At 52.7% G+C, this 20,558-nt stretch carries 17 protein-coding genes; 2 read left to right on the top strand and 15 right to left on the bottom strand.

What is annotated here, in order from left to right:
• Window positions 1–20: 20 nt before the first annotated feature.
• The 14 genes from E6072_RS03200 to E6072_RS03265 all read right to left on the bottom strand — a co-directional run bounded on the left by E6072_RS03200 (window position 21) and on the right by E6072_RS03265 (window position 16,213).
• Window positions 21–908 (bottom strand): FtsQ-type POTRA domain-containing protein, encoded by an 888-nt coding sequence (locus E6072_RS03200; protein ID WP_316693678.1) that lies wholly within the window; start codon window positions 906–908, stop codon window positions 21–23.
• Complete coding sequence (gene murC, locus E6072_RS03205; protein WP_316693680.1) at window positions 905–2,311, bottom strand: UDP-N-acetylmuramate--L-alanine ligase; 1,407 nt, start codon at window positions 2,309–2,311, stop codon at window positions 905–907. Before murC ends, E6072_RS03200 begins: the two co-directional genes overlap by 4 nt.
• A complete protein-coding gene (murG, locus tag E6072_RS03210) occupies window positions 2,308–3,429 on the bottom strand; it encodes an undecaprenyldiphospho-muramoylpentapeptide beta-N-acetylglucosaminyltransferase (protein WP_278605783.1) in 1,122 nt (373 codons plus the stop codon). Before murG ends, murC begins: the two co-directional genes overlap by 4 nt.
• Window positions 3,419–4,765 (bottom strand): putative peptidoglycan glycosyltransferase FtsW, encoded by a 1,347-nt coding sequence (locus tag E6072_RS03215; protein WP_316693683.1) that lies wholly within the window; start codon window positions 4,763–4,765, stop codon window positions 3,419–3,421. The genes murG and E6072_RS03215 overlap by 11 nt, the downstream gene beginning before the upstream one ends.
• Before the next feature lie 2 nt (window positions 4,766–4,767).
• Entirely contained in the window at window positions 4,768–6,207 is a 1,440-nt protein-coding gene (murD, locus tag E6072_RS03220; protein ID WP_316693685.1) for a UDP-N-acetylmuramoyl-L-alanine--D-glutamate ligase, read from the bottom strand.
• Window positions 6,204–7,316 carry a phospho-N-acetylmuramoyl-pentapeptide-transferase gene (gene mraY / locus E6072_RS03225; protein ID WP_278605780.1) on the bottom strand — a complete coding sequence of 371 codons (1,113 nt, stop codon included), beginning with the start codon at window positions 7,314–7,316 and terminating at the stop codon, window positions 6,204–6,206. Before mraY ends, murD begins: the two co-directional genes overlap by 4 nt.
• Window positions 7,316–8,845, bottom strand: a complete 1,530-nt coding sequence (gene murF / locus E6072_RS03230) for a UDP-N-acetylmuramoyl-tripeptide--D-alanyl-D-alanine ligase (RefSeq protein WP_316693687.1) — start codon at window positions 8,843–8,845, stop codon at window positions 7,316–7,318. The genes mraY and murF overlap by 1 nt, the downstream gene beginning before the upstream one ends.
• Before the next feature lie 39 nt (window positions 8,846–8,884).
• On the bottom strand, window positions 8,885–10,828 hold the full coding sequence (locus E6072_RS03235; protein WP_316693689.1) for a penicillin-binding protein 2: 1,944 nt from the start codon (window positions 10,826–10,828) through the stop codon (window positions 8,885–8,887).
• Window positions 10,829–10,840: 12 nt separating this feature from the next.
• A complete protein-coding gene (locus E6072_RS03240; protein WP_307737524.1) occupies window positions 10,841–11,263 on the bottom strand; it encodes a hypothetical protein in 423 nt (140 codons plus the stop codon).
• The gene (gene rsmH / locus E6072_RS03245; RefSeq protein ID WP_316693693.1) at window positions 11,256–12,251 is read right to left on the bottom strand and encodes a 16S rRNA (cytosine(1402)-N(4))-methyltransferase RsmH; all 996 of its coding nucleotides are present in this window, start codon (window positions 12,249–12,251) and stop codon (window positions 11,256–11,258) included. Before rsmH ends, E6072_RS03240 begins: the two co-directional genes overlap by 8 nt.
• Before the next feature lie 120 nt (window positions 12,252–12,371).
• Window positions 12,372–12,803 (bottom strand): division/cell wall cluster transcriptional repressor MraZ, encoded by a 432-nt coding sequence (mraZ, locus tag E6072_RS03250; protein ID WP_316693694.1) that lies wholly within the window; start codon window positions 12,801–12,803, stop codon window positions 12,372–12,374.
• 336 nt (window positions 12,804–13,139) lie between these two features.
• Entirely contained in the window at window positions 13,140–13,562 is a 423-nt protein-coding gene (locus E6072_RS03255) for a DUF3040 domain-containing protein (protein ID WP_316693696.1), read from the bottom strand.
• A gap of 56 nt (window positions 13,563–13,618) precedes the next feature.
• Window positions 13,619–14,872: a DNA polymerase IV gene (gene dinB / locus E6072_RS03260; protein ID WP_316693698.1), complete on the bottom strand. Its 1,254-nt coding sequence runs from the start codon at window positions 14,870–14,872 to the stop codon at window positions 13,619–13,621.
• A 3-nt stretch (window positions 14,873–14,875) separates the two neighbouring features.
• A complete protein-coding gene (locus E6072_RS03265) occupies window positions 14,876–16,213 on the bottom strand; it encodes a PAC2 family protein (RefSeq protein ID WP_316693699.1) in 1,338 nt (445 codons plus the stop codon).
• Window positions 16,214–16,343: 130 nt separating this feature from the next.
• Here E6072_RS03265 and E6072_RS03270 point away from each other — a divergent pair, with 130 nt between their 5' ends.
• Together E6072_RS03270 and serA are read left to right on the top strand one after the other, a co-directional pair.
• Window positions 16,344–18,626 (top strand): AAA family ATPase, encoded by a 2,283-nt coding sequence (locus E6072_RS03270; RefSeq protein ID WP_316693701.1) that lies wholly within the window; start codon window positions 16,344–16,346, stop codon window positions 18,624–18,626.
• 75 nt (window positions 18,627–18,701) lie between these two features.
• On the top strand, window positions 18,702–19,910 hold the full coding sequence (gene serA, locus E6072_RS03275) for a phosphoglycerate dehydrogenase (RefSeq protein WP_278605772.1): 1,209 nt from the start codon (window positions 18,702–18,704) through the stop codon (window positions 19,908–19,910).
• Here the strand turns inward: serA and nrdR are convergent.
• Window positions 19,879–20,373 (bottom strand): transcriptional regulator NrdR, encoded by a 495-nt coding sequence (gene nrdR, locus E6072_RS03280; protein ID WP_316693702.1) that lies wholly within the window; start codon window positions 20,371–20,373, stop codon window positions 19,879–19,881. The two genes, serA and nrdR, sit on opposite strands and share 32 nt — an antisense overlap.
• Window positions 20,374–20,558: the final 185 nt, after the last annotated feature.

The raw sequence follows: 20,558 nt of genomic DNA on the forward strand, positions 1-20,558 counted from the left end.
GCGCTAATGCGCAGCCATCCTTACCCGATTATCGTAGGGTGAGCGTAATCGGTCACGTTATAGACACTGCCTCCGCGTTGCATAAGCACCGACAGCACCTGCGCTTTCTTTTTATTATCTTTACTGGCGCCCCAAATGACCTTTTGTCCCGAATTCAATTGCAGCTCTATATTTTCTGGCCGTACCGCTTGTGCCTGTCTAGTTTTCTTTTTTATTTCCGGTGGCAATGAGTCCACCACGCTGGCTGCCGATTTTAAACAGTCCCGATTATCGCTGGTGCTGCAAGAACTAGCTACCGTCACCAGATTTGCTACGTCGAATCCTTTCGCTGGAAACTCTTTCCCCTCTAGATCAACCACTGCTCCCTGCGCGGTTTTAGCCACCGGTTTTCGCAGCGTCAAATGCACCATCATCCCGCGGGGAAACTCCCGGCTAACCTCTATTTGTTTAATCCATGGATTGTCTTTTTTAAGCGTTGCGCCAATCTGACCCGTAGGTACTCGCATTAAAGGTCTGCCCGCATAGATCGCCAATTCTTCTTTAACCTGTCCTGCGGAAATTTGTTCGCTTGCCCCTACAACTCGCGTCTTACCCGGATCATAGGCAAAAACCGGGGAAAACCAGAACAGGTAGCCCAAGGCCACTATGATTACCACGGATAGCGCCCCGATAGCGCCCCGGCGCAGTCGCTTACGTCGCTTTATCTGCGCGATTTCTGCGCGTCGCTGCGCCAGCCCACTGGATACCACTGCCCGATCTTTGGAAGCTAAAGAAACTTGCGAAGACCGCGACCGGGACACCGCTTTTTCCCCGGCACTTGCCGGCCGGCGAATAGTGCGTACCCGAGTATTTTTAGATACCTCGGTGGCCTTAGAGCGGCGCGAAAAAGCGGATTTGCGGGAAGTCACTGCGTGAACCTCGAGGCTAAAATCTCTAAAACCAGCCCACCGGCCACGGTCACGTCTCCCGCTCCCACAGTTAAGATCAAATCTCCGGGCTCAGCCGCATTAGCGAGTACGCGCGCCCCCTCATCCCGATCCCCCAAGTAGGAGCCGTGCTGCATCTTGTCTGTGATTAAGCGGGAAGATACCCCCGCGATCGGATCTTCCCGTGCCCGGAAAATATCGCACACAACTACTTGATCAGCTAAATCAAGCGCCTGGGCAAAGCGAGGAGCAAAATTGCGGGTGCGCGAATACAGGTGCGGCTGGAAGAGCACCAGAACACGCCCTCCCCCGGCGGCTTCTCGCGCCTGGTGCATGAGGGCTTCCACCTCAGTGGGGTGATGAGCGTAGTCATCGATTACCCGGATCCGTTCAACCTCACCTTTGGTTTCAAACCGGCGCGCGGTTCCCTCGAAATCCCCTAACGCCCGAGCAATCTCTGGCGCAGAAAAACCGGCAATTTGAGCTCCGAGGAACACTGCTGCCGCATTCAATAAATTGTGTCGCCCCGGCATTGGTAGGCGCACGGTAGTAGTTTTCCCCGCCACAATGAACTGTGCAGATACTGAGGCAGGATCTTCCGCTAGCGGTTTAATCAGGCAAAACCCATCCAAGTTGAGAGAAGGTTCCTCTAGGCCGTATCCGAGGATCCGGATCCCAGGGACAGCGCAGTGGCTTCGCGAGGATTCCCGGCGCTCAACCAGCTGGCGACAGCCGGTATCATCGGTACAAACAATCAGGGTTCCCCCTGGTTTAATACAGTTACTGAAATCAAAAAATGCCTGCGCAAACTTTTCCGCCGATCCATAGTTATCGAGGTGATCAGGCTCGATATTGGTAATAATCGCCACCTGGGGGCGGTAATTCAGGAAGGAACCATCAGATTCATCGGCTTCGGCAATAAAATACTCTCCTTTACCCAGATGGGCTCCGGTTTGGTAGTGACGAACTATCCCTCCAACCGCAAAAGAAGGATCCGCCCCGAGTTGGGAAAGAGTTTGCGCCAACATGCCAGAAGTAGTGGTTTTACCATGCGCTCCCGCCACGGCCACGAACTTACGGTCAGCAGCCGCGAGCGCCAGCGCCTGGGAACGATGCATAAACCTACAACCGGCAGCTTTAGCGGCAGCAAATTCGGGATTACTAGGGCGAATCGCACTGGAATAAACAATAGTCATCTCGGAAGTAATCAGCTGCGGCCTACTACCCACCCAACATTTGACTCCCAGATTCCGAAGTTTGTCTAAGTTGTCGGATTCGTTTTGGTCTGAACCGGTCAGTTCCCAGCCGCGTGCCACAAAAAGCTGTGCGACCACTGACATTCCAGCTCCCCCGACCCCGATGAAATGATACTGCTTCTCGCTCATCGACATACTTCCTCAGCAATTTGCGCCAGTTTCTTCGCGGCGTCGACTCCCTCTTCCGGCAGTGCCCGCGACATTTGTTGCAAACGTTCCGGTGACAAGAGCAAAGGCACTACCTGTGTGGTAACGAAATCTGCATTAAAGCGGGCGTTATCAACTAACAGGGCACCGCCACTTTTTACCGCGTCTTCGGCGTTAAGGCGTTGCTCGCCGTTGCCAATCGGCAAGGGCACATAGACCGCCGGAAGCGCTAAGGCGGTCATCTCCGCCACGGTACCGGCACCTGAACGACAAACCACTAAGTCGGCGGCAGCTAGTGCTCTTTCCATATCCACCAGGTAATCAATAACTCGGTAACGCGACTTTAAGGATTCGGGAAGAGCGCGGAGTACCGGTTGATCTTTATCTTTACCGGTTAAGTGAATTACCTGCATATTTTCCGGTAGCTGTACCGCTGCCTCCTGCAGGGCTTCGTTAAGGGAAAGCGCTCCCAAAGACCCCCCGGTAACCAGTAAAGTTGGTAGCTGTCCATCCAGATCAAAAGACTTAAGTGCCACCTCCCGCTGCCGTTTTTGATCCTGCGGATGCTGACGTTTTTGAGCTAACTGCGCTATTTCGGGACGCAGTGGCAAACCAATACAAGTGGTTTGCCCCTTCTTCGCCGCAAGTTTCGTGGAGGGAAAAGTTAAAGCAACCGCTTTCGCCCACCGTGCTCCTAGCCGGTTGGCCAGACCGGGACGCGCATTTTGTTCATGGATTACCAGCGGGACCTGCGCGCGCCGCGCCGCTAAATAAGCGGGAGTGGAAACATAGCCTCCGAACCCGATGACTACCCCGACTTGTTTCTGACGGATCAGGGTCTCTATTTTCCGCACCGTCGCCCTCATCCTGCTGGGGATGGTGAACAGCTGCAAAGAGGGGCGCCGCGGCAAGGGGATCCGGGGAATATAGTGCAAGTCGAAGCCGGCAGCGGGCACTAGCTCACTTTCTTTGCCTTCCCTAGTACCAATAATCGTGACGGCCCAGCCTTCATCCCGCAAACAGCGAGCCGCAGCCAGCAGCGGGTTAACATGACCGGCGGTTCCTCCTCCGGCTAAAAGTACCGATTTATTATTTTCCATCGCGTTTTTCCAATCTGACGGCTCTACTGGTACGCAAATACTTTGGTCTATGAGCTACCGCTGCAGCTACTCCCGGTTCTGCTCGCAGATAACTTAGCAGCACCCCCATTTGTATCAAGGTGGCTAGCGCCGTGGAACCTCCCGAAGAAACTAGCGGGAGCGGAACTCCGACTACCGGTAGGAATCCAATCACTACCATAATATTCATCAGCGCCTGTACCACTAGCCACCCCAAAGTTCCCGCAGCACACAAGCGGGTGGTCTGCTGACTAGCATTGACGATTAACCGGCACAGTACCCAGGCGAGCAGCCCGAACACTACCAGTACTAAAAGCGTGCCGAAAAGCCCGAATTCTTCACCTAAAATTGCATAGATAAAGTCAGTGTGAGCCTCCGGTAAATAATTCCATTTCTGGCGAGAGGCACCCGGCCCCACCCCGGTAAGTCCCCCGGTGCCTAATCCCCATTTTGCGCGCAGGGGCTGCAGACCAGAACCGGTAGGATTCGCCTGGGAGGGATGCAAAAAAGAAAGCACGCGGTTCCTGCGGGAAGCAGAACTAAGTACCGCCCCCACTGCGGCTAGGGAAAGCAGACCTATCCCGATCCCTAACCAGCGCAGAGGAATCCCGGCGATTAGCAATACGCACAGCAAAATAGAAACGAAAATCAGCAGGGTTCCCATATCGTGACCTGCCATCACCGTAGCCACAATAATTATGAATGGCAGCCCTACCCATTTGAACAGGTCGCCAAGGGAATCTATGCGGCATCTGCCGGTAGTAAATACCGTAACTAACAGTAAAATAAATGCGACTTTTAGGAACTCGGATGGCTGTAATACCTGGTTGATACCGGGAATATAAACCCAGTTGCGATTGCCGCCTTGACCGCGGCCGAGCGAGGTAAAAACCGCTAATTGAGCGGCAATAGCCAGTGGGAATATTACCGGTAAGGCTATTTTTTCAAAGATATCTGCAGGGAGCCGTGATATGAAAACCATGGCTGCAAAACCCACCGCCATAATCAACAGGGGACGCGCCACTCCCCAATAGGGATTGGTACCGGCAGAAAGCTCCAGGATTACCGAGGCAGAAAACTGCATCATTAAACCGATCACCGCTAAGGCGATGATCAAGAACCACAGCATTTGGTAGTTGAATAAAGGGGTATGGGTGACAGAACGCCACAGGTTCAGTAGTTTGCGTTTGCCTTCTGGGTTATCCGATCGGAAAGATTCTGCTCGCTTTACTTCAATCCGCGGAATTTTTCCCCTAAGTTTTTTGGTCTTAGGCTCACGAGGATGCTTACGATCTGCAGCTTTTGTCCGCGGCGCCATCCCTATCCCTCCAAGCGGGACACGGCATTTGCGAAAGCCTCCCCACGCTGCGAATAGTTTGCGAACTGATCCCAGGAGGCACAGGCAGGCGCCAAAATTACTTTGTCTCCCGGCCGGGAAAGTGCGACTGCCTCGTTTACCACCGAGAACATCATGTCGTCATGGGCGGTAACTTCGACCACTGGAACATTAGGCGCGTGCTGCGTTAATGCCTGACGCAAAGCGGAGCGGTCTTCCCCGATAAGCACTACCCCACGTAAAGTAGCAGCGATATCGGTAACTAACTGATCAAACGATTGTCCCTTCGCATCCCCGCCAGCTATCCAAACCACTGAGGCAGGAGGCATTCCCGACAAAGAAGCAGCCGCGGCATGGGTGTTGGTGGCCTTGGAATCATCAATCCAAGTGACCTGTGCCGCCTGACCTACGATGGCTCGTCGATGCGCCTGTGGGATGAAGCTGCGGATTCCGTCACGCACGGCCTCGGGAGCAACCCCTAAGGCTCTGGTGAGACCAGCTGCCGCTAATGCATCTTGCAACACCGTAATCCCCGGCTCGGCGTGGTAATAGTGAAAATCCCCCATCCCTACAAGCGCCACTGCCTCTTTATAGGGATTTGCGCTATAGGCGCGATCGATCAGCATATTTTCTACTATGCCCAACTGGTAAATATCGGGGGTGCCAGTAGTAAAACCGATCGCCCGACAGCCTGCGGTGACCTCGGCAGCCAACGCTAAATCTAAGGTGCGGGAATCTTGCTGATTGTAGAGGACGGCTTTTTGAGCCCGTTCATAAACTCGAGCTTTCGCCGCAACATATGCAGCTTCGCTCCCATGCCAATCCAGATGATCTGCATCAATATTTAAACAAACTGCAGCCAGTGGCGATACTGTTTTAGTGGTGTAAAGCTGGAAACTGGAGAGCTCTACCGCTAACACTTGTGCTTTAGCCTGGGCAGCCGCCAACACCACCGGGGAACCTACGTTTCCGACCGCTAGTGCCTGATAACCGGCAGCCTGCAAAATCGACTGGGTCATCGAAACCGTGGTGGTTTTCCCGTTGGTACCGGTAATTGCAAGCCACGGGGTATCCGGGCGGGAAGTAGCGGTTTTTTGGATCTGCCAAGCTAGTTCGACCTCACCCCACAGTTCTACCTGGTGTTTTTGCGCCCAAGCGAACGCGCTATGACGCGGAGGCACCCCGGGACTAACCACTAGCAGGGAGGGATCGATCTTGTCGAGGATATCTTCCCAGCTATCCCCCTGCCCCTGATAGAACTGCGCACGCGGGTAGTCCTGACAGCAGGCGGCAACTGCTTCCTCTTGGCCGTCAATCCCGGATACTTTGGCGCCCAGGGTAGAAAGCACTTCACAACAGGCTCTGCCTGATGATCCCAAACCGATAATGCAGATAGAACGGCCTGCCCAGTTTTGGTTTGTCACTTGATTGCAACCACCCATTCTGCATAGAACAAGGCAACGCCTATGATCGCGAACAGGCCGGCAATAATCCAGAACCTAACCACAATCGTTACTTCTTTCCACCCTTTTAACTCGAAGTGGTGATGCAAGGGCGCCATTTTAAAGACCCGTTTTCGAGTAAGTTTAAATACCCCCACCTGGATCACATCTGACATCACGATCAAAACAAATAATCCGCCGATGATTACGGCCAGGAACTCGGTACGAGTCAGAATTGATAGCCCCGCGAAAGCTCCCCCCAAAGCTAATGAACCGGTATCCCCCATGAATATTTGAGCAGGGGAAGTATTCCACCAAAGGAAGCCAAAGCAGGCACCTACAATCGCCAGCGAGATGATCGCCAAATCTGCCGGATCCCGCACCTCATAACAGGCGGAAGCAACTTTGGGAGCCACATCCACTAGAGGGCAGCGTTGATAATACTGCCAAGTAGCCACCCCGGTGTAGGCTCCGAAAGCAAATAGGCAAGCCCCGGCGGCTAAACCATCTAAGCCATCGGTGAGATTTACCCCGTTTGACCAGGCGGCAATCAAAAAGTTAGACCATAGCGCAAATAGAATAAACGCCACTACGGTTCCGGCGAACGCCAAATCTAATCCGCTAACGTCGCGTACCACTGAAATCTTTGTAGAGGCCGGGGTGATAGCAATCCCGGTTTCATCTCGGCGGGGAAACAGCAGTGCCAAGACTCCAAAAGTGGTTCCCACTGCCAGTTGTCCCACAATCTTTGCCCAGGGAGTTAGCCCTAAGGAGCGTTGACGCGAGATTTTAATGTAATCATCTAAGAACCCGATCAGTCCCAGCCCCACTATCAGTAGCATCAACAGCCAGCCCGAGGGCGAGGGAAAGGTCCAGGAAGCAATGTGCGCTACTACCCAACCGCAAACAGTAGCCAAAATGATGACCAATCCCCCCATAGTGGGAGTACCGCGCTTAGTGTAATGCGCCGTGGGACCATCTTTTCGAATGAACTGGCCATACTGGTGTTTGCGCAATACCCGAATCAGTACCGGCGTTCCTGCCAGTGATATTACTAGGGAGGTTAATAGCGCTATTCCTAAAGGCACCATTAGCTGTCGCTACCTCCTGTTAAGGCTTCTGCAATTTTCCAGACCCCAGATCCGTTTGAACCCTTAACCAATACCGTATCGCCGGGAGCTAGAACCTGCCTAACCACTCTAAGTGCCTCCTCGGCGTTTTCACAGTGTTGAGCTTCGGCGTGGTCTAAAACAGTCTGGTAAATCGGGGTGGCTTGTTGACCCACCGTTACAACTACCTCTATTCCCGCTTCGAGACAGGCCTTACCCACCAGGCGGTGGTGATTCTCCGAATCTGCTCCCAGCTCAAGCATTTCCCCCAAGATGGCCACCGCTCGCCCTCTCCCCTTCGCTTGCGTCAGGGTCTTTAAGGTGCTGATCCCCGAGCGCATCGAATCTAAATTTGCGTTATAGGAATCATCGATCACCGTAATATCAGATTCGATTTCCCGCACGTCAAGACGGTGCTGCGACAAGGGACGGGCATTTTCGAGGACGCGCGCAGCTTGGGCAAGGCTCACCCCCAACTCGGTGGCAGCGGTCACTGCCGCTAAGGCGTTAGCCACGTTATGGCGCCCTACCAGCCCTAACTTCACTTTGAGTGTTTCTGACCCGCAGGTCATCCAGAATGCGGGCCGGCCATCGCCACCTACTGTGACTTCGGAGGCATAAACTCCCTTGGCCTCAGTTTCTTGCCCGGTTCGTTCTGGTTTAAGCTCTCCGAAGTAACGAATCTGCGCTCCGGAAGCCATTTGGCGTACCCGGTCATCCCCGCAGTTCAAAATAGCTAGCGAGGGCGCCACCTTTTCTGAGGGCGATTCCTCGCTATAACCATCTTGCTCAAATACTCGGCGGGCTTGCTGTGCGGGCGTGCTTAAAGGCCAATAGCGTTTGCCTTCATAGTTTCTTAAGCCCCAAAGAAGCTCGGCTTTGGCTTGAGCAAGTCCCTCAACACTGCCAAATCCGCCCAAATGGGCATGTCCTACCATGAGCTCAATCGCCATATCCAAGGGTGCAATTTCGGTTAGCAGCGCCAGATGTCCCGGTCCAGACGCTCCCATTTCCAGAACCAAAAAATCTGTAGTTTCATCAGCGCGCAATATGGTTAACGGCACCCCGACCTCGTTGTTGTAGGACTTCTCGGGAGCGATTACCTGACCTTTAAGCTGCAGCAGGCTGGCTAATAAATCTTTGGTGGTAGTTTTACCGGCTGACCCGGTGATCCCGATACAAACTGGTCTTTTCCCCTGGCCTTTGCGTCGTAAAGCCGCTAAATGGCAGTGAGCTAACCATCCGAGAGCGCGCGTGGCTTCCGGAACTTGCATATAGGGAATACCTACCTGTTCAGCAGGTTCTTGCCGTTCTACTAGGGCAGCAGCTGCCCCTGCCCGCCAGGCGTTTTCCAGGTAGTCATGTCCATCAGAGTTTTCCCCGACGCGGGCTACATATAAATCTCCTGGCGCAACCTCACGAGAATCAGTAACTACCCGCCCCGCGATAATAGTGTCTGAATTTTTGCACGTCCGGTTGAGGGCTTCAGCAATCCAACCTAGTGTCCACATTTGTCCGCTCCTATTAAAAAGTTCTCTTTCTAAGGATAGCTAGTGAGCTTCAATCGGATAAAGCTGCGGCTTGGTGCTGGAAGGCGGAACATCCAGCAAGGTTAACGCCTGCGCCGCTACCTGCGAAAATACTGGTCCGGCTACTACCCCGCCATAAATTCCTGATTTTGGCTGGTAGATAATTACTGACACTGCGATCTCCGGATTCTCCGCGGGTGCTAAACCAGTAAAAGAGGCAACTACCCCCCGCGAACCTCCCCCGCCAGAAATAATTTCACTGGTACCAGTTTTACCAGCGCTTCGATAACCAGGAATCTGTGCTTTCTTTGCAGTTCCTTCATCACTGGTTACCGACTCCATCATCCGCACCAAAGTGGCTGCTGCGTTCTGATCTAACTTTTGCGCAGCTGCCGGAACTTTTGCCTTTTCGGGAATTCCCTGGGAATCTTCATATTCGGAAATCATCCGCGGGGCAACATACACCCCATGGTTAGCGATAGTAGAAATCAGCGCCGACATTTGTAGCGGCGTACAAGCCATCCCCTGACCAAACATAGTGGTCATCCGCTGACGGGCATCCCAACTCTTCGGGCTACCAATTATTCCTGCTGACTCACCCGGCATTTCAATGCCCGTTTTTTGCCCCAATCCCAAAGATTTCATCATTTGATATCGCTGCTGATCAGTAACCATTTGTCCAATTTGAACTGTTCCGGTGTTAGAAGATTCGGCCAATACCCCGGAGGCAGTTAATCTCTTGGTGGAGTGGGAATGGGAATCTCTAAACGACTGACCGGCGATAGTAATCTTATCTGACGAGTTCACCGGGGTTAATGGGGTGATTTTCTTCTGTTCCAAGGCAGTAGCAAAAGTTACCAGTTTGCCGCTAGATCCCGGTTCGTAAGTGTATTGCACCGCCCGCGATCCCGTGGTTCCCGAGGTTCGCTTGCGGACTTGCTCGGGAGGTTCGTTACCAGAGTCTGCCAAAGCTAAAATCTGACCGGTGCCTACCCGCTGCACGATCGCGGTTCCCCAAGCTGCCCCAAAATCTGCAACCTGTTTATTTACCAAACTTTCCGCAGTGTTCTGCAGATCCGCATCAATCGTTAAGCGGACAGTTTTGCCTGGTGTAGCTGCCTTTAGAACATCGGCTCCCCCCGGGATTACCTGCCCGGAAGGAGATATCTCTGCCACCCGCTTGCCCGGAACTCCCGCCAGCTGTTTATTTTGCGTGGCCTCAATACCGGCCCGCCCAACTTGCTCAAAATCGGTGAAACCTAAAATCGAGGAGGCAGTGGCACCATTAGGGTATTGCCGCTGGTAACGTAGTTCCCCATCGATACCATCGATTTTTAGTTTTCGGATCTTCCGCCATTTCTCGGCGCTAACATTCTTAGCCAGGTAGACGAAGCCTCTGCTTCCCACCATTTTCCCCCCGAGCACAGCCGGGTTTATCTCCAGAATTGGCGCCAATTGCCGGGCAGCTTCGGCGGCTCCGGTTCCGATTACTTTCTTCTGATTACGAGGGTCGCGAAGTTTACTTTTATCAGTAACTATCTTGCCGTCAGGGGAAACGATCTCATGATGCACATAATCTTTGACCAATATCTGGTTAACAGACACGTTATAAACCTCGATCGAGGTGGCGAGCACTGTCCCTTTCCTATCTACAATGTCTCCTCGCTTGGAAACGATCTCGGCGGAAACAGTTCGTGCCTGCCTGGCCTCGTCAGCAAGAGCGGGGGCTTGCACTACCTGTAGATCGAATAACCTAGCGCTACACAGCACCAGTAGAAAAACGACTATCACCAGTAGCAGCCTGCCGCGTTTGCCTGCTACCTTACTTGCTCCTCGGCTGTTTACGCTCCCCTTAGAAATGAAATCTCTCCCCGCACGCTTTCGAGAATCTGCCTGGTCAGAAAGAGTTTTCTGTTTTAGCGAAGAAGCGCTCTTCGCCGGCGATTCCCTTCGCTTCTTTCCCACCATAGACGCCTATTATTCCTTAGCTACCGGAACTGGAGGAGTTCCCCCTTCGATCTTGCTTGTTTTTAGGGTAACGTATCCGGTCTCTCCCGCCGGGACATACCCGGCATCCAGGGCAGCTTTACGTACTTTCTCGGGACTAGACTTTAAATTGACCTGGGACTGCACCCGTTGGTTATCTTCTTGTACTTGCGCTAATTCCACCTGGTCGTCATGAATCTGGTAAGAAATTACCGCCAATTGGGTATTGATCAGCATCGGGGAAACAATCAAGGCGACTAAAAGTAGCGCAGCAGCCACAATTTTCGCCATCAGGGGGGAGCGTTTTTTAAGTGTCTGCTCGTCGCCGACAACTCGTAAGCGAGCCGCATTTCCGGCGCGAACCGGCCGACGCCGAGTGGGCGATGTCTGTCTTAAGGCGGCGGAATTAGACATGGTATTCCCGGGTCCTTTCTGCGGGCTCACTTAACTTGGTAATCGCCCGTAACCGCACCGATGCGGCACGAGGATTATTGGATATTTCGGTTTCTCCGGCCTTTTCGGCTCCATTGATCAGCAGCTGGAAAGCTTTTGGCTCCTCTATAGGAATTCCCTCTAGATTCTTCGCGGTCGCTACCTGCGAAAAGGCCTGTTTAACTATCCGATCTTCTAGGGATTGGTAAGCTTCCACCACCATCACCCCACCAGGTGCCAGACTTTTCAGGGCGGCAGGGATCGCTCGTTTGAGGATGCTTAACTCTTGATTTACTGCTATCCGTAATGCCTGGAAGGTTCGCTTGGCAGGGTTACCCCCGCTGCGACGCGCCGGAGCGGGAATAGCGTCCCGCACGATCTCTACTAACTGCGCAGAAGAAGTAAGCGGAGTTTTCTCTCGGGTTTTTACTATTTCCCGGGCAATGCGAGAAGCGAATTTCTCTTCGCCTGCCTCCCGCAATATTTTTGTCAGCTCGCTGACAGACAGTTCTTTCAACAAGTCTGCCGCAGTTTTACCGCTACTTTGATCCATGCGCATATCTAGATCGGTATCTCGGGCATAGCTAAAACCACGCGCTGCGTCATCGAGCTGCAGGGAAGAAACTCCCAGATCCATCAATATGCCACCTAAGGGATAATCCTCGTCATGATATGCCGCCGCCACTTGCCCAATCGCATCGTAGGTTGCATGTACCGCCGTAAACCGAGAAGAGTATTCGCCCAGACGCCTACTAGCTCTCGCGAGCGCCTGTTTGTCTCGGTCGATGCCGATCAAATGCACCTGGGGGTAGGTCTGCAAAATAAGCTCGCTATGTCCTCCCAGTCCCAAGGTTCCATCGATTACCAGGGCGCGTCCTTGTTTTCCTGCTTGGGCAATCCCCTGCCCCAAAAGCTCGATGCAGCGTGCAGCTAGCACCGGCTGATGAGTAAAAACAGTGTTTGGGAACATGGTTTCCTTTTGGAAGTTGGGACAGGTGGGAGAATTTTGTGGAAAACCAGGGCTCTCCCCGACGATCTGCTACCGGGGAAGAGGCATCAGAGCATTCGGGAAGAGGCCAGGCTCTCCAAGCTAGAACATTCCGGGAATCACTTCCTCTCCGGTTTGGGCGAAGGCTTCTTCCTGCTCGGTTAAATATTGGTTCCAAGCCTCAGCGTTCCAGATCTCCACGCGCGATCCGGCGCCGATTACCGCAAGCTGCTTATCTAGATCTGCATAGGCGCGAAGTTGAGGTGGAATCACGATCCGGCCTTGTTTATCCGGGATTTCATCAGAAGCACCGGAAAGCATGACCCGGACGTAGTCGCGACCTTGACGGGAGGAAAGTGGAGCCCGACGTAGTTCCTGGTACATCCGCTCAAACTCGGCTGCAGGAAAAACATAGAGACAACGATCTTGACCTCGAGTGATTACTAAGCCACCCGCCAATTGATCCCGGAATTTGGCTGGAAGAATCAAGCGCCCCTTGTCGTCCATTTTGGGTTCATAGGAACCTAAAAACATGGGCGCCACCTCCTTTCCAACCAGATAGCTCCACTTTACCCCATTTTTCTCCACTTTGGCGCACAATACTAGTGTTTTATGAAAAATAATTGAGTGAATTACCGGTTTTACCTGCGTGAATTACTCCAAAGTAAAGTGGAGTGAAAAACCCGATTCTGATTGTTTGTAACCGGAATTACGAGAGCTGATCCTTAAACACCGGACTAGAGTAAAAACCTACCGGTCGCGACAAGCGCGACAACCGTCCATTTCCCCAGACGCGGAAATATCAATAAGCGTCCCAGATGTTTTTAAACAAAATAATTGCGAGATCTAGAAGAATAAAAACTCAGCTCATTAACGCTCACCGTTGCGGCGATCCCATTTATCTTCCTGGCGCTGCTTAAAAGAACGCTTCGAGCCCGGTTTATTTGCTGCAGACCGGTTATTAGTTGCAGTTTTATTGGGACTTACCCCGAAACTGGAAAACCGCGAATTCATGGGTAAGGTCACTGCAAAAAGCACCACTATAAACCCGGAGACCGCAACGGCTATCGCTAAAAACTTAGAGATTGTCCATACTGAAATGCCCACGATCAGCAGTGCAATCCCCATCAGGACTAGTAGCGTCATCGTGGCGACCAGTTTGGGCGAAAAGTTCAATTTCTGCGACTTTTCTGACCCAGAGTTGTTCACAACCGGAGCTTCAGCCACGCGGACATCAGAGAATTGGCGTTCCATATCTGCGAGAATCTGTTTTTCTTTTTCAGATAGTCCCACGGTAGTTCTCTCCTTTCCGCGTAAATGCTTCTTCCAGCATAAAACAAAAGCCTAGTTCAGTCAGACTCAGTTTCATAACTTGGCGCCCTAGAGTTTTTCCCGGGCGTAACTAGCGTAGCCGGAAGCAGGGAAGTAGCACCATATTTCTGGTGAATCCTATCCATCGCTATTTCCGTGGCACGTCCGCGAGTATCACTCCCCCACGCCAGCTGCACCCCCGAAGTGGCAGAGATTAGTTCTTTGGTAGTGACTCCGACCAGACGGATTCCTCCCTTGGGCATATGCTCTTTCGCAAACAACTCCAAGGCTTGACGCGCAATCTCGCGGGCAACGTCGGTGGGCTGGCGCAGCGTGTGGGAACGAGTCCAGGTACGAAAATCGGAGGCTCGTATTTTAATGGTGACATTGCCAGCTAACAGGTCATTGGCGCGTAGCCGTGCCGCGCATTGGTGCGCTTGATCCAGTAAAGTTGCCGCAATAGTTTCTCGCGAATGGACGTCGAGTGCGAAAGTAATCTCGGTTCCGATGGATTTTTCTTTGCTCCCTGCGCCTACTCGGCGCGAATCTTGTCCCCGACATAATTGATAAAGACGAACTCCCGTGGCTTTCCCAAATAGAGAATTCAATTGGGAAATACTTAAAGTAGTCAGTTGTCCAACGGTTTCGATTCCTTTTCGCTCAAGTTTGGTGCCCGCGGCAGTTCCGATCCCCGGGATGGCACCCACGGGCAAAATCTGCAGAAAATCCCTGGTTCTATCTGCAGGCACCAGTAGTACCCCGTCTGGTTTGGCATGGGCGGAAGCGATTTTAGCGACTAATTTATTGCCCCCGATTCCTACCGAGGCCGGTAAAGAAAGTTCTTCCCGGATCCGTTTACGCAGCAGGTGAGCGATCTCTAAAGGGGTTCCCAGTCTCCGGCGCGCTCCTGAGACCTCTAAGAAAGCCTCGTCAATCGATATTTGTTCCATTACCGGGGTGATTTCCCCCAGAATTGTCATGACTTTCTTAGACAGCTGCGAGTAGTATCCATGCCCGGAGGCGACCACTATCGCTTGGGGACATATTCGCTTGGCCTGAGAAACCGGCATCGCCGCATGTACACCGTGCGCCCGGGCCTCATAGGAAGCAGAAGAAACCACTCCGCGATTGCTTTTGCCTCCTACGATTACCGGTTTGCCTCGTAAGGTAGGGTTGCGCATGATCTCGGCCTCCACGAAAAAAGCATCCATGTCGACATGCAGAATATTGGTTCCGCTATCATCGCTGCCCCAATTTCTTTTGGCGGCGGCAGACTGTGGAGCTTTACTCACCGGTCAGTTCTTTCCGCTATCCCCGTTATCTTCTGAACTGCGCAGATGGTCTGGTAGAGATTCTTCCCGACTACGGGGAGGAGGCGGCGGTGCTGGGGTAGCTGGATCAGATCCGCCGGAAGAGCTTTCTGCCTGCTTACGCTGTAGATGGGAGCGGCGCGGCGGAAAATGCCTACCCTGCGGGGCTCTACCTGGTGTAGCCGCCTGGCCAATAGCTGCGACTTTGGAAGGGGTAACTTCCCCTTCTTTTCTACGATCAGGTTCCTTCGCAGGGGATACGGACTGTCCTGAGCGGTTCCCAACGGCTTTAAATACCTGTTCCGGGGGGTGAATATCCGTATTTCTCATCTGGCGGGAGGCAACTTTTCGTGCCAGGTGAGCCAGCAAATCATCTCTTCCCGCCAGGAGTCCCTCCGCGGCTTCTTCGGGGGCATCTTGGGGATTTACTTGCGCCAAGAACTTTTCAATGCGTTCTGCAATCGCCTCTCCCGATCGGGAATCCACTGATTCGGCTAAAGACTTCGGATGCAGCTCTCCCCAGGGCTGGGTTAGCGCCTCGTCGTAGTGCTGCTCCATTTTTTCAATCAGTTCTTTGGCTTCGGGGTTTTCCTCGAGCTGCGCGCTGATCTCTTTGATCATTTGGGTGCTGGCTGCTTCCAAATCTCCCATCGGCAAATCCAGATTGAGAGTCTCAGACAGATATTGAATCGCGCTAACTGCCCCCGGAGGGTATTGTCCATCTGCCAAGTAATAAGGAACCCCCACTACGATTCCTCGTGCCTGCACTGAAATCATTTGGAATAGCATCTGCAGGTACTGCCCAAAAGAGGCCGTGATAATGAAGGTACCCGGCATCTCAGTTTGCGGAGGCAAAATATCCGGATTGGGAGAAGTCTGGTTAATGAAGGGGATCCGGGTGTGGGGAATATTGGCAGCTATCCCCATCAGATCAACTGCCTGTTTTACCCCCATCTTTTGACATACCTCGAAAATAGCTAGGGAAAAATCTTCCCAGTTAATGTCGGGCTCTAGTCCGCGCAGTAACAATATTTGACGTCCGGAATAATCGGTAATCCGCTCCAGGGTGCAACTGGGGTAACGCATATCGGTCATCATCCAGTTTTCAATGGTTATTCGAGGACGCCGCGCCCGGTAATCCAGTACCGTCTCAAGGGAAAAACGCGCAACTTCTTCATGCGGAAGGGCATGCAAGAGCTGCTCAATAATCATTCCGCCAATATCACCGGAATCTATCGCCCCCGAAAAGGCGTAGAGCAGTACTTCTGCCTGGGTATCCTCGTAGGCAGGACCGGGAATTATAAAACGGGCACTATCTGTCATCTACCCTCCATTCTTTAGTCCAGCCTACCCGGCCAGCGCCGCGCGCGCATCGCCCCTCGCCCGAGCTATGCGGTTTTAGCGATAGCGGGTAGAATTGATGCCTACTTTTTCTTAAGGGAAGGGGCTCTTCTTGAATGATCCCGCGCAGTTAGAGGCGGAGCAGCAGGCCGTAGATCGCATTTACCAGGTTTTAGATGATGCCCGCACTCGTTACCGCCAGCGCCAGCGCCAGGTTCAGGCACTTGGCGCCACCGGTTCTCCGCAAAACCGCTCGGAACGCGACGTAATGGCAGCTCATTTGGGAGACCAAGCCGCCCGCTTGGAACGGGTAGAAGAACGCTTAGTATTTGGAAAGCTCACTCCGCTAACAGGGAAAGATTTCTATATCGGTCGGGTGGGACTGCAAGATAGCAATCACGCTCAGGTGCTAATGGATTGGCGGGCTAACGCCGCTACTGCCTTTTACCAAGCGACTGCCCGCCACCCGCTGGGGATGGCTAGGCGACGCCATATTGGCCTGCATCGCCGGGAGGTAATTTCACTAGAAGACGAAGCCTTCGATTTATCCCACAGCGATCAAGCAGGGATCCAGCTGCAGGGCGAGGGCGCACTGTTGGCAGCACTCCAAGCAGAACGCTCAGGCCATATGGGCGATATTGTGGCCACCATCCAAGGTGAGCAGGATCGGATAATCCGGGCTAATACTTCTCAGATCCTGGTAATCCAGGGCGGACCGGGCACCGGTAAAACCGCAGTAGCACTGCATCGCGCGGCCTATTTACTATATGAACAGGCGGAACGCTTAGAAAAATCCGGGGTGCTGATAATAGGCCCCTCGTCCGCTTTTTTACGTTATATCGAGCAAGTGCTACCCGCGCTAGGAGAAACCGGGTTGGTCTCCACCACCATGGGAAACCTGTTACCCGGAACTAGAGCCCCGGGTAAAGAACACCCGAAAGTCTCGGCTTTGAAGGGAGATTTACGTTGGGTAAAACTAATTGAGCAGGCAGTACGCTCCCTGCAGCGGGTTCCCGATTCTGATCAGCCATTAGCGGTAGGCGCTACCAAACTGCTCCTGCGACCGCAAATAGTAAAAGAGGCGATTCGCCGCGCCCGTCTTAGCGGTAAGCCCCATAACCAGGCACGAGAAATATTTGTTACCCACGTTTTAGATTCATTAACTGACCAATATTTAGATAGCGAAACCCGCCGGGAACAAGCAGAATTAACTATGGCCGCTCAAGAGGCCGGCTTAGGGGAAATAGAAACTAGTCGTGACGTGCTTTCGGAACGCGCCCTAGTGCGCGAAGAGCTGCGTTCCAACCTCAATGTGCGCCGGACAATCAACCTTTGCTGGATGCCTTATTCGGCGCAGAATCTATTACGGCGTCTTTACGCCTACCCTGCATTTCTTGCCCGTTTTGCCAGTGAATTCAGCACCGCCGAGCAAGAGATACTTTACCGATCTAAACAGGAGGCATTTACGCCTGCTGACGTGCCCTTACTCGATGAGCTCGCGGAACTGCTAGGAGAGGCACCAGATGCTACTTCTCCTGCTTCTCGCCGCTCCCGATCTGCGGTTCGCGAGCGAGAGCAGGAGCGGGCGCAAGCCGCGATCGAGGGACAAGGGCTGGGAGACGGAATTGTCTCCGCTAAGATGTTGGCCACTCGCGCCGCCGAAGACATTGAACAGTCGTCCCTAGCGGAGAAAGCTTATAAGGATCGCACCTGGACCTATGGACACGTAGTGGTGGATGAAGCTCAGGAACTATCCCCGATGGATTGGCGCTGCCTTCTGCGGCGCTGCCCTTCGCGTTCTTTTACCGTAGTGGGCGACTTAGCCCAGCGGATTTCCGCCGGGGGATCTTCTTGGAGCGAGCTGCTAGGACCGGCCGGGGATGCTCTGGAGGAAGAAGCCTATTTAACGGTTTGTTATCGCACCCCGAAAGAAATTATGGATTTAGCGGAGGCGGTTACCACTGCCGCTGGGCGTCCCTCCCCTTATCCGGTTCAAGCAGTTAGACAAGATCCGAAATCGCTAATAACCCGCCAGGTAGCAGCGCTTGACGTTTGTGCATTACGGGAAGCAATTTCCAACGAGATCAGCTATTTAGATAGTGCTTTAGGCACTGGACGAGGACGCATTGCCCTGATCTGCGCGCAGCGTGATTACTCTACGGTTTTGCAGCTTACCAGCAAGCTCCCCCTCCCGGTGGGGAGCGATCCGATTAGTGATCGAGTCTGCGTATTGGATGCGGTCACTTCGAAGGGCTTGGAATTCGATAGTGTAATTTTGCTAGAACCAGTCAATATATCCGCCCAAAGTGTCGGCAATCTTTTTGTGGCCATGACTCGCCCCACCCGTCGCCTAGTTACTCTGTATACCCAGCAGCTACCAGCCGGTTGGCAATAACAGTTCCATAGCGAGTATTAATACCGAAAAGCGGACGGTTTTGCTAAGCATAGCCTGCGTTGAAAAGATAGAAGCATGACGAAGGCTGTTTTACTTGAGGATCCGCACCAGGTGGCGGATGAAGTTTTTACCGGTTGTGACATTGAAGTAGAGCGAGTAAAAGGCGCCCTGGACGAGGACGCGTTGATCGAACGACTCCAGGATGCCGATATTGTGGGGATTCGCTCAAAAACCCAGGTAACTTCGCGGGTGATTTCTGCTTGTCCCCGCCTGAGAGTGGTCGGTTGTTTTTGCATTGGTACTAACCAGGTAGATTTGTCAGCCGCCACCCAAGCCGGAGTGACGGTTTTTAATGCCCCTTACTCCAACACGCGCTCGGTGGTAGAGCTGGCCGTCGGACACATTATCAACCTGGCGCGCCACGTGGAAACTCGCAACCAGGATTTACAACGCGGAATCTGGAACAAGAGTGCATCAGGTTCTCATGAGGTTCGCGGGAAAACTCTGGGGATTATTGGCTATGGAAATATTGGTACCCAGCTTTCAGTATTAGCTGAAGCCTTGGGAATGAACGTGGTCTTTTATGACTCATCCCAGCGCCTAGCAATGGGCAATGCCCGGGCATTGCCCTCCATGGATGAAGTGTTAAAAACTGCAGATTTTATTTCCCTGCACGTGGACGGCCGTAAATCCAATGAAGGATTAATCGGCAAGCGGCAGTTCGAACAGATGAAGGACGGCGCGCTTTTCATTAACCTCTCGCGTGGCACAGTGGTAGATGTTGAGGCTTTAGCTGAAAACATTCGTTCCGGAAAAATCTCGGGAGCTGCAGTAGATGTGTATCCCGAAGAACCACAAAAGAACGGAAACGAGTTTCATTCGCCACTACTAGGACTACCCAACACGATTTTGACTCCCCATATCGGCGGCTCTACTTTGGAAGCTCAGTTTGATATCGGTCAGTTTGTAGCACATAAAATTGCGGACTACTGGCACCGAGGTAGTACCGAGATGAGCGTTAATATGCCCAACTTGAAACTTAATTCTCACCCGGATTCTTGTTACCGACTAGCATTCTTGCACACTAATACCCCAGGAGTATTGGGGCGTATTAACCAGGTTTTTGCCAACCAAAACGTGAACATCAATGGCCAAATTTTAGGTACCGAAGGTCAGGTAGGGTATGCCCTAACCGATATAGCCTCCGAGCTTCCAGTATCGGCAGTTGCCGAAATCCGTTCTATGCCCGAATCTATTGGCCTGCGAGTATTGTCGCTGCGTTAGCTGCATTTTGTTGCAATCGGATCTCGTCGATGGCAGTTTGGAAGTCATCTAGATCGTCAAAGCTGGAATACACAGACGCAAAGCGCAGGTAAGCGACCACGTCGAGTTCCCGCAGTGGCTCCAGGATTGCCCGTCCAATGCAATGGGAGTCAATTTGCGATTTTCCGCTCGCCCGTAGATTCTCTTCTACCTGTTGCGCCAATTTCGCGAGGTCATCACTGCTGACGGGACGCCCCTGGCAGGCTTTTCTAACTCCACTGATCACTTTTTCTCGTGAAAACGGTTCCAAAGTACCGGAGCGTTTTTTTACGGATAAAGCTGCAGTTTCAATAGTGGTAAAACGCTTATTGCATTTGGTGCATTCGCGTCGCCGACGGATAGCATTTCCCTCTTCGGCGGTCCGCGAATCGATTACCCGCGAATCATCATTATGGCAAAACGGACAGTGCAACTTTTCCCCCATCAATAAGCATCCTGGAGGTCTAGCTTATCGCAACATTTGACACTCTTGCACCAACGCCCTCAAAGGCAATCAGAGCGTAAAAAAGAATGACGCTCCCTAACCTGAATCCCCGGTCATAGCTAGGAGTCTTCCACGTAGCTAAAAGCGACAGCAACCGATTTAGCCAGGCTATCGGATAGGAAGAT

This window comes from Varibaculum cambriense (assembly GCF_032557235.1).
Lineage (GTDB): Bacteria > Actinomycetota > Actinomycetes > Actinomycetales > Actinomycetaceae > Varibaculum > Varibaculum cambriense_C.